This window comes from Rhodococcus sp. 4CII (assembly GCF_014256275.1).
Taxonomy (GTDB): domain Bacteria; phylum Actinomycetota; class Actinomycetes; order Mycobacteriales; family Mycobacteriaceae; genus Rhodococcus_F; species Rhodococcus_F wratislaviensis_A.
In genome coordinates this window covers 6,069,610-6,082,676 of the sequence record NZ_JACCFE010000002.1, presented here as the reverse complement: position 1 = coordinate 6,082,676, position 13,067 = coordinate 6,069,610, and the positions used below count along the sequence as shown (strand labels likewise).

At 67.8% G+C, this 13,067-nt stretch carries 12 protein-coding genes, 1 tRNA gene and 2 pseudogenes; 4 read left to right on the top strand and 11 right to left on the bottom strand.

What is annotated here, in order from left to right; all coding sequences use genetic code 11:
• The first annotated feature begins 51 nt into the window (after positions 1 to 51).
• Positions 52 to 660 (top strand): TetR/AcrR family transcriptional regulator, encoded by a 609-nt coding sequence (locus H0B43_RS28930; protein WP_185724791.1) that lies wholly within the window; start codon positions 52 to 54, stop codon positions 658 to 660.
• A 106-nt stretch (positions 661 to 766) separates the two neighbouring features.
• Positions 767 to 943: a hypothetical protein gene (locus H0B43_RS28925; RefSeq protein ID WP_185724792.1), complete on the top strand. Its 177-nt coding sequence runs from the start codon at positions 767 to 769 to the stop codon at positions 941 to 943.
• Positions 944 to 1,005: 62 nt separating this feature from the next.
• On the opposite strand, the gene H0B43_RS28920 is transcribed toward H0B43_RS28925, so the two are convergent.
• Positions 1,006 to 1,077, bottom strand: a tRNA-Cys gene (locus H0B43_RS28920).
• Positions 1,078 to 1,193: 116 nt separating this feature from the next.
• Between H0B43_RS28920 and H0B43_RS28915 the strand changes: the two genes are divergently transcribed.
• Positions 1,194 to 2,420 (top strand): multidrug effflux MFS transporter, encoded by a 1,227-nt coding sequence (locus tag H0B43_RS28915; RefSeq protein WP_185724793.1) that lies wholly within the window; start codon positions 1,194 to 1,196, stop codon positions 2,418 to 2,420.
• Positions 2,421 to 2,474: 54 nt separating this feature from the next.
• Positions 2,475 to 3,008: a MarR family winged helix-turn-helix transcriptional regulator gene (locus H0B43_RS28910; RefSeq protein ID WP_185724794.1), complete on the top strand. Its 534-nt coding sequence runs from the start codon at positions 2,475 to 2,477 to the stop codon at positions 3,006 to 3,008.
• A gap of 12 nt (positions 3,009 to 3,020) precedes the next feature.
• On the opposite strand, the gene H0B43_RS28905 is transcribed toward H0B43_RS28910, so the two are convergent.
• The 10 genes and pseudogenes from H0B43_RS28905 to H0B43_RS28860 form a co-directional block, all read right to left on the bottom strand.
• A complete protein-coding gene (locus tag H0B43_RS28905; RefSeq protein ID WP_185724795.1) occupies positions 3,021 to 3,797 on the bottom strand; it encodes an enoyl-CoA hydratase in 777 nt (258 codons plus the stop codon).
• Positions 3,794 to 4,708, bottom strand: a pseudogene (gene mmsB, locus H0B43_RS28900) (3-hydroxyisobutyrate dehydrogenase); the annotation flags it as partial. The gene H0B43_RS28905 and the pseudogene mmsB, both read right to left, overlap by 4 nt.
• 13 nt (positions 4,709 to 4,721) lie before the next feature.
• A complete protein-coding gene (locus H0B43_RS28895) occupies positions 4,722 to 5,792 on the bottom strand; it encodes an enoyl-CoA hydratase/isomerase family protein (RefSeq protein ID WP_185724797.1) in 1,071 nt (356 codons plus the stop codon).
• Positions 5,789 to 6,943 carry an isobutyryl-CoA dehydrogenase gene (locus H0B43_RS28890; protein WP_185724798.1) on the bottom strand — a complete coding sequence of 385 codons (1,155 nt, stop codon included), beginning with the start codon at positions 6,941 to 6,943 and terminating at the stop codon, positions 5,789 to 5,791. The genes H0B43_RS28895 and H0B43_RS28890 overlap by 4 nt, the downstream gene beginning before the upstream one ends.
• Before the next feature lie 10 nt (positions 6,944 to 6,953).
• Positions 6,954 to 8,456 carry a CoA-acylating methylmalonate-semialdehyde dehydrogenase gene (locus H0B43_RS28885; RefSeq protein ID WP_185724799.1) on the bottom strand — a complete coding sequence of 501 codons (1,503 nt, stop codon included), beginning with the start codon at positions 8,454 to 8,456 and terminating at the stop codon, positions 6,954 to 6,956.
• Between the two features lie 138 nt (positions 8,457 to 8,594).
• Positions 8,595 to 9,086, bottom strand: a complete 492-nt coding sequence (locus tag H0B43_RS28880; RefSeq protein ID WP_185724800.1) for a pyridoxamine 5'-phosphate oxidase family protein — start codon at positions 9,084 to 9,086, stop codon at positions 8,595 to 8,597.
• Positions 9,087 to 9,122: 36 nt separating this feature from the next.
• Positions 9,123 to 10,445, bottom strand: a complete 1,323-nt coding sequence (locus tag H0B43_RS28875; RefSeq protein ID WP_185724801.1) for an HNH endonuclease signature motif containing protein — start codon at positions 10,443 to 10,445, stop codon at positions 9,123 to 9,125.
• Positions 10,446 to 10,524: 79 nt separating this feature from the next.
• Positions 10,525 to 11,110, bottom strand: a pseudogene (locus tag H0B43_RS41870) (copper homeostasis protein CutC).
• Entirely contained in the window at positions 11,111 to 11,890 is a 780-nt protein-coding gene (gene nagB / locus H0B43_RS28865) for a glucosamine-6-phosphate deaminase (protein WP_185724802.1), read from the bottom strand.
• A complete protein-coding gene (locus H0B43_RS28860; RefSeq protein WP_185724803.1) occupies positions 11,878 to 13,059 on the bottom strand; it encodes an N-acetylglucosamine-6-phosphate deacetylase in 1,182 nt (393 codons plus the stop codon). Before H0B43_RS28860 ends, nagB begins: the two co-directional genes overlap by 13 nt.
• Positions 13,060 to 13,067: the final 8 nt, after the last annotated feature.

The following is a 13,067-nucleotide window of genomic DNA, read 5'->3' as shown; positions in this document are numbered from 1 at the left end:
GTTGAGTAGAAGTCAATGGACGGCCCGAAGGTTCCTCCCTAGAGTGCAGAGGTGGCCGCCGCACCCCGCACTCCCGAAGATCGGCGCGCGCAAATCCTCGACGTGGCCGTCCGGCTCTTGCAGACGGTGCCGTTCGACGACCTGTCGATGGACCAGGTGGCCGCCGAAGCAGGCGTCTCCTCGCCACTGCTGTTCCACTACTTCAAGAACAAGCAGGGTTTTCGCAACGCGGTACTCGAGGCCTCGGCCTCCGAACTTCAGCGCCGGATGACGCCCGACGCCGCACTTCCGCTGCCCGGACAACTCCGGGCCGGCGTCGAGACATTCGCGGACGCGGTGATCGAGCACCCCACCATCTACCTGGCGGTGATGCGATTGGCCGGTAGCGGTGACGAGCGGATGCGGCAGATCTACCGCGGCATGCGGCGGACGTTCACCCGCTGGATCGGCACGTCACTGGCCGAGTTCGGCGTGCCGGCGACACCCGCGCTCGAGGCCGCGATCTCGGGCTGGCAGGCATTCATGGAGGAGATCGTGCTGTCCTGGCTCGACGAGCCGACCATGGAACGCACCGAGATGATCGACCTCTGCGAACGCGCCTTCTACCATCTCCTCCCCGCCGCGGGTGTCGACGCCGGCGCACTCGACACGACCCGCTGAACTGGAGGGGCCGGGTTCACAGGAACCTTCCAGCCCCCTCCCAGCCCGGTGACCTCACTCCGGCGCCGCCGCGGCGAACAGGACCGCACGGCCACCGCGCCGCGATGTGGATCGCCCTCACCGGTCGTACGTCGAGAACGGCCAGGTGCACTACTACATCTCGGGAGGCGGCCGCGGCGGCGCCGGCATGTCCGGGGAGATCCAGAACTGGGTGGTCGCCAACTTCACGGCCGTCACGGTGGCCGGGACCACCGTGTACGACCTGACCGGCTACACCGGATAGTTCACCGACACGGTGGACGCACGCAGAGAACCGGCAGTTGCATCACCTGCCGGTTCTCGTCGAGCGAGTGACGGGATTCGAACCCGTGTGAACGGCTTTGCAGGCCGGTACCTCAACCACTCAGTCACACCCGCATCGACCATCACTGTGCCCGCCGGGGGCCGACGGCGCGAGAGTTGTGCTCACGGTGATTTTGAAGCAGCCCGCCGGAGCGGGAACAAACCGAGCACCCTCGTTGCTGTGTTGCTTCATGACCGACACCGACGAACACGCCGTAGTGACCGCCGACCGGACAACTACTCGTCCCAGCCTTCGGGTGATCCTGGTACTCGGCGCGATGGTGGCCCTCGGCCCCTTCACCATCGACATGTACCTTCCGGCGCTTCCGGATATCGGAACCGACCTCGGTGCGTCGTCGTCCGCGGTCCAATTGACCATCACCGGCACCCTGCTCGGGCTCGCCCTCGGGCAGTTGATCGTCGGACCACTGTCGGACAGCCTCGGACGGAGGCGCCCCCTCATCGCCGGTATCGCTGTCCACGTCGTGGCATCCGCGCTCGCGGTGTTCGCCCCGACCGTGGCCGTGCTGGGAGTGCTCCGCGTGTTCCAGGGCATCGGGGCCGCCGCCGCCGCGGTGGTCGCACTCGCGGTGGTCCGCGACCTGTTCTCCGGGAACACCGTGGCCGTCGTGATGTCCCGGCTGATGCTCGTGCTCGGCGTCGCGCCCGTGCTCGCGCCGAGCATCGGCGGCGCGCTCCTCATCGCCGTCGACTGGCGCGGGATCTTCGTCGTCCTCGCCGTGATCGGCACGCTCACGGCGTTGATCGGGGTGTGGGGTCTCACGGAGACGCTGCCCCCTGAGCGGCGTCGCAGGAGCAACCTGCGTGCGGTACTGGCCACCTACACCAGCCTGCTCGGTGACCGGGCGTTCATGGTGCTCGCTCTGGTGTCGAGCGTCGCGATGGGATCGTTGTTCTCGTACGTCTCCGGCGCGTCGTTCGTGTTCCAGGATCAGTACGGCCTCGACGAGCAGCAGTTCGCGCTGCTGTTCAGCTCCGGCGCGATCGCCCTGATCGGCGCCTCACAGCTCAATGTGCGCGCCCTCGCACGCTGGTCACCTTTGCAGATCACGGTGGCGGCCCTCGGCTTCGCGACGGTGGCCGGGCTGGCGCTCGTCACCACCGCCCAGGTCGAGTTCGGCGGACTCGCCGGTTTCGTCGTTCCGCTGTGGTTCCTTCTCGGTGGTGTCGGCTTCGTTCTGCCCAACGCCCCCGCACTGGCGCTCGGCCGTCACGGGGAGGCCGCCGGCACGGCGGCCGCGCTGCTCGGCGCCTTGCAATTCGGGGTCGGTGCGCTGATCGCTCCCCTCGTGGGCGTGCTCGGCAACACCGGCGTCGCCCTCGCGGTGACGATGACAGCGTGCGTGGGATTCGGGTTGGTGGCGTTGGCGTCCGCCGCGCGCACCGAAGCGCGGTAGGGACACGCTGGCCGGACTTTCGCGGCGCAACACCCGACATGGGATGATCGACGCATGCCACCACCGTCACCACTTCATCTCGACCCCATCGAAGAGGCCCACCGGCAGTGGACGAAGCACGGCTGGGGTGACGTCGCCGACGGCATGGCGGCGGTGACCTCGGTGATGCGGGCGCAGCAGATCATGATGGCCCGGGTGGAAGAGGTGCTCAAGCCGTCGGGGCTCACGTTCGCCCGGTACGAATTGCTCACGCTGCTGACGTTCACCCGGACGGGCGCCCTCCCGATGGCGAAGGCCAGCGCCCGCCTGCAGGTTCACCCCACCAGCGTCACCAACGCCGTCGATCGGCTCGAGACCGCGAACCTCGTCCGGCGCGTTCCGCATCCGAGCGACCGCCGTGCCACGCTGATCGAAATCACCGAAGCGGGAAGGAAACTGGCCGTCGAGTCCACCGAACGGCTCAACGCCCAGGTGTTCTCGCGTCCCGGGGTGTCGGGCGACAAGTTGGAGCAGCTCGTCACCATCCTCGCCGAACTGCGCCGCGAGGCGGGCGATTTCGACACCGGAGACGCGCCCACCAAGTGGTGAGAGGCAAGGGCTCTAGCGGTGCCTGAACACCGGCGCGCGTTTCTCGACGAACGCCGCCATCCCCTCCTTCTGATCCTCGGTGGCGAACGTCGAATGGAACACCCGCCGCTCGAACCGGACGCCCTCGGTGAGCGTGGTCTCGAAGGAGCGGTTTACCGCTTCCTTCGCCATCATCGCGACGGGAAGAGACATCTCGGCGATGGTGGTGGCCGTCTGCAGCGCGTCGTCGAGCAGGTCGGCGGCGGGCACGATCCGCGACACCAGTCCGGCGCGTTCGGCCTCCTCTGCGTCCATGTTCCGGCCGGTCAGGCACAGCTCCATCGCCTTTGCCTTGCCGACGGCGCGGGTCAGCCGCTGCGACCCACCGATGCCGGGGATGACACCGAGCTTGATCTCCGGCTGACCGAATTTGGCGGTATCGGCGGCGATCAGGATGTCGCAGAGCATCGCTAGTTCGCACCCGCCGCCGAGGGCGTACCCGGCGACCGCGGCGATGGTCGGCTTACGCGCCGCAGCAAGGCGGTCCCATGCCGAGAAGAAGTCGTCCAGGTACACGTCCATGTACGACTTGGGTTGCATCTCCTTGATGTCGGCACCCGCCGCGAATGCCCGGTCGGAACCGGTGATCAGAATGGCGCCGATCTCCGAATCGTTCTCCAACTCGTCCACCGCCGACACGACCTCGCGCATCAGCTGGGAGTTCAATGCGTTGAGGGCCTTCGGGCGGTTGAGCGTGATGATCCCGACCCGGCCCCTGCGGTCGAGCAGAATGGTCTCGAAGTCGGTCACTTGTCTCCTCCGGAACGCTCACGGATGTCGTTGATGATGGCCGAGAAGTCCTGGCCACCACCACCGGCGGCGTGGAACCTGCTGTACAACTCGGCCGCGCGCAGCCCGAGTTCCGCCTCGACGCCGTTGGTCTTCAGCGCATTCGCGGCGAGACCGAGATCCTTGTCCATCAATGCCGCCGCGAAGCCCGGCTGGTAGTCGTTGTTGGCGGGGCTCGTCGGAACCGGTCCGGGCACAGGACAGTTGGTGGTAAGCGCCCAGCACTGACCCGACGCGTTGGACGCGACGTCGAACAGCGCCTGGTTGCTCAGCCCCAACTTCTCACCGAGGACGAACGCCTCACTGACCGCGATCATCGACACGCCGAGAATCATGTTGTTGCAGATCTTCGCGGCCTGCCCGTTGCCCGGGTCGCCGCAGTGGACGACCTTCTTGCCCATCACGTCGAGCAGCGGCTTCGCGGACTCGAAGTCCTCCGCCGTGCCGCCGACCATGAACGCCAACGTTCCCGCGGTGGCGCCCACGACGCCACCGGAAACGGGTGCGTCCACCGAACGGTGACCCGCCTTGACGGCCTCGTCGTGCGCCGCGCGGGCATCCGCGACGTCGATGGTCGACGAATCGATGAACAGGGTGCCCGGCTTCGCGGCCGGCAGGATCTCCGCGTAGAGCCCGAGAACATGCTTGCCGCTCGGCAGCATCGTGATGACGACCTCCACCTCGCGCACGGCCTCGACGGCCGAATCGGCGACGGTGACACCGTCTTTCACTGCCTGCTCGAGCGCGGCGGGCGCGAGGTCGAAGCCGACCACCGTGTGCCCCGCCTTGACGAGATTGGCCGCCATGGGACCACCCATGTGACCGAGTCCCAGAAATCCGACGGTAGTGCTCATAGCAGTCCCTCCTGGACGCGTGTGCTGTTGGTCAGTGCTGCGGCTGCGGGGCCGTCAGGCCGAGTTCGAGGTCTCCGAGTGGTGTGAAGAACTGTGCGACGTCGTCGTCGTGCACGTCGTCGATGGACGGGGGTGACCACTGCGGGTTGCGGTCCTTGTCGACGACCTGCGCCCGGATGCCCTCGACCAGGTCGGGGGAGTTCAGGCAGGCCACCGACACCCGGAACTCGTCGTTGAGGACCTCCTCGAGGCTGCCCGCCCGCCGCGCCCGCCGCAACGAGGCCAGGGTCACCGCGCACGCGGTCGGCGACTTCGACCGCACCTGCCCGGCCGCCTTCACCGCCTCCGGCACCGCACTGTTCTCGAGCCGGGACACGATCTCCGCGACACTGTCCGCGGAATACGCGGCGTCGATCCAGCCCTGCTGGGCCAGCAACTCCGACGCCGGGGCCGGCTCGGCGTACGCGTCGAGCGCCTCCTGCACCGACGTCGACGCCAACGCCTCGATGAATGCGGTGATCTTCTCCGACGGGACGAAGTGGTCGGCGAACCCGCACGCGATCGCATCGCCGGCGCTGAGCCGGGCCGTCGTCAACGCGATGTGGGTGCCCAACTCGCCCGGGGTGCGGGCCAGCAGAAAGGTGCCCCCGACATCGGGGACGAACCCGATCCCGGTCTCGGGCATCCCGATCATCGACCGCTCGGTCACGATCCGGACGCTGCCGTGCGCCGACACCCCGACCCCGCCGCCCATCACGATGCCGTCCATGATCGCCACATACGGTTTCGGATAGTTCGCGATCACCGCGTTGAGGACGTACTCGTCGCGCCAGAACTCCCGGGACCCGGTGCCGCCGTCCTGCGCGTCGTGGTAGATCGACACGATGTCCCCGCCCGCGCACAACCCGCGGTCCCCGGCGCCGGTGATCAGCACCGCCCGCACCGCATCATCGCCGGACCACCGATCCAGGGCGGCCGCGATCTGCCGGACCATCGAGTGGTTGAGGGCGTTGATCGCCTTCGGCCGGTTCAGCACGATCCGGCCCAGCCCGCCGTGGCTGTCGATCAGCACATCCGGCTGCATGGTGGTGGTGTCGGTCATGCCGCTCCCTTTCCGTGTCCGGCGACGACGCTGCGGGCGATGACCACCCGCATGATCTCGTTGCTGCCTTCGAGGATCTGGTGCACCCGCAGGTCCCGGACGATCTTCTCGATTCCGTACTCGGCAAGATAGCCGTACCCGCCGTGCAGCTGCAGCGCCCGGTTCGCGACCTCGAACCCGGTGTCGGTGGCGAACCGCTTCGCCATCGCACACAACTCCACCACCTCCGGGGCGCCCTCGTCGAGGGCGGCCGCCGCCCGCCACAACAACGTCCGCGCGGCCTCGAGTTCGGTGCGCATGTCCGCCAACTGGAACTGCAACGCCTGCGACTCGAGCAGCGGCGCCCCGAACGCCTTCCGGTCCGCCAAATAGGCGACCGCCTTGTCCAGCGCCGCCTGCCCACCGCCGACCGAGCAGGCCGCGATGTTCAACCGGCCCCCGTTCAGGCCGGCCATCGCGATCCGGAACCCGCCGCCCTCCGCACCGAGCAGGTTCGCCGCCGGGACCCGGACATTCTCGAAGATCACCTGCCGGGTCGGTTGGGCGTTCCAGCCCATCTTCACCTCGTTCGGCCCGAACGACAGCCCCGCCGAGTCCTTCGGCACGATGAACGCCGAGATCCCCCGCGGTCCGCGGTCGCCGGTGCGGGCCATCACCACGTACACATCCGACGCCCCGGCCCCGGAGATGAACTGCTTGACCCCGGTGAGGACGTAGTCGTCGCCGTCGCGGACCGCCTTCGTGCTCAGCGCCGCCGCATCCGACCCGGCCCCGGGTTCGGTCAGGCAGTAGCTGCCCAGCTGGTCCATCGCACACAACCCCGGCACCCAGGTGCGGCGCTGCTCGTCGGTGCCGAACCGGTCGATCATCCAGGTCACCATGTTGTGGATGGACAGGTAGGCGGCGATCGACGGGCACCCCGTCGCCAACGCCTCGAAGATGCGGGCCGCATCGACCCGGGTCAGCTCCGACCCACCCACATCCTCCCGGACATAGATCCCCCCCATCCCCAGCGACGCCGCCTTCCGCAGCACATCCACCGGAAAATGCTTCTTCTGATCCCACTCCACCGCATACGGCGCGAGATGCTCGGCCGCGAAATCACGAGCAGTGTCGCGAATCGCCCGCTCGTCATCGGACAACGTGAACATACGGGTCCGATCAGTTCATCGTCGGGATGACGAAGTGGTTGGTCTCTTCCTTCTTGCCGGAGGGCCAGCGCTGCGTCACCGTCTTGGTCTTGGTGTAGAAGCGGAAAGAGTCGGGACCGTGCTGGTTGAGGTCACCGAATCCGGACCGCTTCCAGCCGCCGAACGTGTGGTACGCGATGGGCACCGGGATCGGGACGTTGACGCCGACCATGCCGACGTTGACGCGGTTGGTGAAGTCGCGGGCGGTGTCGCCGTCGCGGGTGAAGATCGCGACGCCGTTGCCGTACTCGTGCTCGGTGGGCAGGCGCAGCGCCTCCTCGTAGTCCGCGGCACGGGCGACAAGCAGGACGGGCCCGAAGATCTCCTCCTTGTAGATGCGCATGTCGGTGGTGACCTTGTCGAACAGGGTCGCACCGGCGAAGAAGCCGTTCTCGTGGCCTTCGAGGGTGAAGCCGCGGCCGTCGACCACTGCCTCGGCGCCCTCGTCGAGGCCGATCTGGATGTAGTTGTTCACGCGTTCGAGGGCGTCCTTGCTGACCAGCGGGCCGAAATCGGCGCCTTCGTCGTCGCTGCGCCCGATCTTCAGCTTGCCGACCCGTTCGGTCAGCTTCGCGACGAGCGCGTCCGCGGTCTCCTCGCCCACCGGGACGGCGACCGAGATCGCCATGCAGCGTTCGCCCGCGGAGCCGTACCCTGCGCCGATGAGTGCGTCCGCGACCTCGTCGAGGTCGGCGTCGGGCATGACGATCGCGTGGTTCTTCGCGCCACCGAAGCACTGCGCGCGCTTGCCGTGGGCCGCGGCGGTCTCGTAGATGTACTGCGCGATCGGTGTGGACCCGACGAATCCGACAGCCTTGACGCGGTCGTCGGTGAGCAGGACGTCCACCACTTCCTTGTCGCCGTTGACCACGTTGAACACACCCGCGGGCAGACCGGCCTCGAGGAACAACTCGGCCAGACGCAGCGGCACCGACGGGTCGCGCTCGGACGGCTTCAGGATGAAGGCGTTACCGGCGGCCAGCGCGGGGCCGGCCTTCCACAGCGGAATCATGGCCGGGAAGTTGAAGGGGGTGATGCCGGCGACGACACCGAGCGGCTGCCGCATCGAGTAGACGTCGATGCCGGTACCGGCGGATTCCGTGTACTCGCCCTTGAGCAGGTGGGGCGCGCCGAGGGCGAACTCGATGACCTCGAGGCCGCGCTGGATGTCGCCCTTTGCATCGGGGATCGTCTTGCCGTGCTCCGACGACAGCAGCCGTGCCAGTGAATCCATTTCTTCCTGCACGAGCTGGAGGAACTTCATCAGGACGCGGGCGCGCTTCTGCGGGTTGAACAGCGCCCATTCCCGCTGAGCCTCCACCGCGTTCGCGATGATCGCCTCGGTCTCGGCCTTGTCGGCGAGCGGCACGCGCGATTGAACCTCACCGGTGTTGGGGTCGTAGACGTCGCCGAACTTGTTGGACGCACCGGGGACGCGCTTGCCGCCGACGAAGTGGGATAGCTCTTGAACCATTGTGCGAACCCGTTCCTTACTCGATGATGAGGGAGTTCCGAATATATAGCTCATCCTATAGTTGGATGTCCATGTATGTCCAGGGACGAGAAAAGTCCACCAGATCTACGCTCGGTACGCCGTGGCACGAGTGAGCAGTCAGTGTTTTCGTACGACGCGCTCGGGCTCCCCCGGCTTCCAGATCGTGATGTCCATATGGCCGTCGCCGACCTCCACCGCCGAGCCGCCGGTCAGGTCGGCTCGGTAGCAATGATCGAATTCCTGTCCGCGAATATCGAACCCGGTCTCCTCGAACAGCGCCTGAGCGAAGCGCTGATGCAGGGCCTTGTCCTGGACGTCGTCGACGACTCCCCACAGTTTCGCGTCGCCCTCCTTCACCTCGGTGTCGACGGTTGCCGTGTGCAGGCAGAATCGCGGATCGCGAGCCAGGTCCCGGAACTTCGTGGTGTTCGGCATTCCGGCGATCCACAGTTGGCTCTCGAAGAATCTCGGCTCGACCGGACTGATCCGCGGAAAACCGTCGGAGCGAAGCGTGCCGAGCATGCACAGGTTTCCGGTCGCCGCGTGCCTTCGCGAGAAAACAGCGGCAATCCGCGGTGCAGCTTCGGCGAACTCGTTCCAGCCGGCCATGCACACGACCCTACGACGATTCTCGTGGCCGCACGGTCAGGACGCATGCAAATGTGCAATCAGAATGGCCTCGACTTCCGACCGTCGCGCCGCAGACGGCAATCGTGGGGCAGCCGACCGGTAGTGGTGCCCGGTCGGTGTACCGAGATCGAGGAGGTGGGTGCGGCCAGGCCTGCTCACGGGACGGGCGGTCCAGCCGTCGCCTTCCTTGGCGTAGTTGCAGGCCTCACACAAACCGGCCCCGTTGCGTGCCGTGGTGGCGCCCTCTTTGCGGCGGGAGCGGATGTGATCGTGATGGCGAATCGGCGCATCACACCACGGCGTGCGGCAGGTTCGGTCCCGGAGGTCGATCAGCTTCCGCAAGCCTTTCGGGAATGTCCTCGACTGCGATTCCATCGCCGTCAACGCACCCGACAGCGGACACGAGTAGACGTTTCGTAAGGTCACCGCGGTGTCACCATCGAGGGCGTCCGCCACCAACTGCCGAGCTATCGCCGCCGGCACCGGCCCGAACCCCGTCAGGTCCGCCGCCTCATTGCCACCCGCCAGGAGTGTTTCGTCGGAGAGCACCAGGTCCACCGCCACCGGCACACCCGAGGCCACCGATGCCCCGGTGCCGCGGTCGAACAACAAATCCGCCATCAACTGATTCCGGGTTCGGCCACCACTGTCCCCGGTCGCGATCAGGCTGTCCGCATCCCGACCGAGTGTGGCCCGCAAACAGACTGCCTGTTCCATCGGCATCAGCACACTCAGGTACGCCATCGAATCCGGTGCCGGACGTGTCGTCACCCGCCGCTCCGACACCGCCTTGCGATACCGCGCGACGACCGCGGCGGCGTCGAGTTCCACCGCCAGCGCCTTCGCCTTTGCGACCAGGCCGCGGTCGCCGACGCCGTCGAGAATGTCCGGGTCCGAACACAACCGGTGGTCGACGATCTTCCGGTCTGCCGCCGACAGACACGCCGTTTCCCGCACCAACAGGGTGGCCCGCCACTCGTTCAACCGACCCGACCGCAACAACGCCAATGTGTGCGGCATCTCGTGCACCACCGCCCGCGCGAACCCCAGATGCCGGCCACCACGATTCGGAGACTCTCTTCGCGCCAACGCAATCTGCGCTGCGATACCGCGGTCCCACTCGGCCCGCGGGAGCCTCCGGGCCCGACGGTCCTCTCGCATGCGGGTGGCGACATCGTCCGTGGCCACCGCCTGCACCGCACACCCCACCGACTTCAACGACTCCACCGCATCGAGCCACTCGATCCCCAACCCCGCATCCCCGCACGGCTCGACACACCGCAAACGCGCGGTGAACGCCCGCAACTCCTCCAGATCCGGTGGCGCCACTTCCCCCATGACCAACCTCCCCCAAGGTTATTCGAAATTTTGTTCGACTCTAGCAGTCGGACTGGATCACACGCAATGGCCGACAAATTCAGATCCCCAGCGCCGCAGGCGCTGCGAGGGCGATGGTTTCGTCGACGGCCTCGTATCCGCCACTGCCGCCGCCTGGGCCGCCGCTGTCGGCGATGGTGCGTCAGGCGGAGAGGTGTACGGCGTCGACGCCGGTGCCTGCGACCGCGGCGATGTCCTCGACGCGGATCCCGCCTCCTGCCATTACTTGAATCCGCCCGTTCGCGTCAGTGACCGTGCGGGAGAGGGATTCCAGTCCGTCGATGCACCGCGGTGCTCCGCCCGAGGTGAGGACGCGCGTGATGCGGGCGTCGGCGAGGGTGTCGAGCGCGGTCGCCCGGTCGTCCACGACGTCCATCGCACGGTGGAAGGTCACGTCGACCGAGGACAGGTCGATACCGTCGAGCAGACGCGCGAGCGCGGAACGGTCGACGCGACTGTCAGCGGTCAGCGCACCGAGCACGACGCCGGAGGCACCCGCCCCCAGTGCGGTGTCAACCCGCCGGTGGCGCCGAGCGCGGCGCACAACTCGACGCGCGGCGCACCGGCGCGTCGCGCGATCCGGGCACCCGCGACGTCCTGGACGCCAATTCGAGTACAGGCGTCATCTAGAACGACTGCCAGGAAGGCTTGTGTTCCAGCGCATACCGGTAGTAGTCGGCCAGTTGCAGCTTGCCGGCCGCAGCCTCGTCGATCACGACCGTGACGTGCGGGTGCAGCTGCATCACCGACGCCGGGCAGAACGCGGAGAGCGGTCCCTCCGCGGCGGCGGCGATCGCCTCTGCCTTGCCCTTGCCGAACGCGATCATCACGAGGTGCCGGGCCTCGCTGATGGTGCCGAGCCCCTGGGTGAGGACGTGGTGCGGGACGTCGTCCACACTGTCGAAGAACCGCGCATTGTCGAGGCGGGTCTGCTCGGTGAGCGTCTTGACGCGGGTGCGTGAGGTCAACGCGGAACCCGGCTCGTTGAATCCGATGTGGCCGTCGGTTCCGATGCCGAGAAGTTGCACGTCGACGCCACCTGCCGCGGCGATGGCGGCGTCGTACCGCGCCCCCTCCTCGGCGATGTCGGACGATTCGCCGTCGGGGCTGAGCACGTACCCCGGGTCGAGGTTCACGTGGTCGACGAACTCCGACCGGATCACCGAGAAGTACGACTGATCGTGGCTTTTCGGGAGTCCCACGTACTCGTCCAGCAGGAAGGCGCGGGCATCCGAGAAGTCCAGTCCCGACTCACGGTGTCGGCGTGCGAGTTCCCGGTAGCTGCCGAGCGGGGACGAACCGGTCGCGAGGCCCAGCGTCGCCGGACCGCGTCGCACGTACCCCTCGACGATGTCCGCGACGGTCGAGCTGACCTCCGACGGCGTCTGCCGGATTACGATTTCCATGCGAGTCCTTCCGTTCCGGCCGGCGTTCCGCCGACGAACACGCCGCGGGGGCGCAGGTGGGGATCGGTGACGACGATGTCGGCGCGGCGACCCGGGGCCAGGCTGCCGCGTTCGGAATCCAGGCCGAGCAGCCGGGCCGGAGTCCTGGTCGCGGAAGCGACGGCGTCGGCGAGACCGATGCCGCTGTCGACGACGGTGCGCACCACGTCCAGCAGTCGTGCGGTGCCGCCGGCGATGGCGCCCTCGGACCCGTCGGCGGTCGCAAGCCGGGCCACACCCCGCGAGACGCGGACGTCCAGGGGCCCGAGCTGGTAGTTGCCGTCCGAGACGCCGGCGGCGGCCATGGCGTCACTGACGAGGACGATCTGGTCGGGTCCGACGGTGTCGAACACCATCGACACGGTCTCGGGCGCGAGATGCACTCCATCCGCGATCAATTCGACGACGATGTCTCCTCGACCGGCCGCGGCCAGGAACGCGGCCACCGGTCCTGGTGCGCGGTGGTGCAGCGGCGGCATCGCGTTGAACAGGTGGGTGGCGGTCAGCGGCCGGCCGGCGGCGTCGGCGATCCGCGCTGCCGTGGTCGCCGCGTCGGTGTCGGTGTGGCCGAGGCTCGGCAGCACACCCCGCCGGTGCATCGCGTCGAGGAGTTCCCCGAAGTGCGCCGTCTCCGGCGCGAGGGTCATCGATCGGACGGTGCCGCGCGCGGCGTCGCAGATCCTCTCGAAAAGGCCGGGATCTCCGGGGATCACGGAAGCGGGATCCTGCGCGCCGCACCGGGCACCGGAGATGAACGGGCCCTCCAGGTGGATCCCGAGCAGCTCACCGCGTTCCACCAGGCCTGCGAGGATCCCGGCCTGCCGGAGTAGGTCCTGTTCCCCTGCCGAGACGAGACTGCCGAGCAGTCCGGTGGTGCCGTGCCGGCGGTGATGCTCCGCGGCCCGCCTCGCGCCGTCGGCGTCGGCGTTGGGAAATCCCGCGCCGGCGCCGCCGTGGCAGTGCAGGTCGATCAGACCGGGCAGCAGTATCGACGAATCGGGTTCGGGCAGGAGCGCCTGCCCGCGGTACTCCGAGACCGACCCGACCCACGAGATTCGGTCGTGGTCGGTGACCACCACGCCGTCGTCGACGACACCGTCCTCCCCGACGACCTTGCCGCGCAGGATCATCGGGATGC

What these genes read in the sequence shown, in the direction of transcription:
- H0B43_RS28915 (WP_185724793.1), top strand. Translation starts at nt 1,194, where the DNA reads ATGACCGACACCGACGAACACGCCGTAGTGACCGCCGACCGGACAACT.
- H0B43_RS28910 (WP_185724794.1), top strand. Translation starts at nt 2,475, where the DNA reads ATGCCACCACCGTCACCACTTCATCTCGACCCCATCGAAGAGGCCCAC.
- H0B43_RS28895 (WP_185724797.1), bottom strand. Translation starts at nt 5,792, where the DNA reads ATGACCGACACCACCACCATGCAGCCGGATGTGCTGATCGACAGCCAC.
- H0B43_RS28890 (WP_185724798.1), bottom strand. Translation starts at nt 6,943, where the DNA reads ATGTTCACGTTGTCCGATGACGAGCGGGCGATTCGCGACACTGCTCGT.
- H0B43_RS28885 (WP_185724799.1), bottom strand. Translation starts at nt 8,456, where the DNA reads ATGGTTCAAGAGCTATCCCACTTCGTCGGCGGCAAGCGCGTCCCCGGT.
- H0B43_RS28880 (WP_185724800.1), bottom strand. Translation starts at nt 9,086, where the DNA reads ATGGCCGGCTGGAACGAGTTCGCCGAAGCTGCACCGCGGATTGCCGCT.
- H0B43_RS28875 (WP_185724801.1), bottom strand. Translation starts at nt 10,445, where the DNA reads ATGGGGGAAGTGGCGCCACCGGATCTGGAGGAGTTGCGGGCGTTCACC.
- nagB (WP_185724802.1), bottom strand. Translation starts at nt 11,890, where the DNA reads ATGGAAATCGTAATCCGGCAGACGCCGTCGGAGGTCAGCTCGACCGTC.
- H0B43_RS28860 (WP_185724803.1), bottom strand. Translation starts at nt 13,059, where the DNA reads ATGATCCTGCGCGGCAAGGTCGTCGGGGAGGACGGTGTCGTCGACGAC.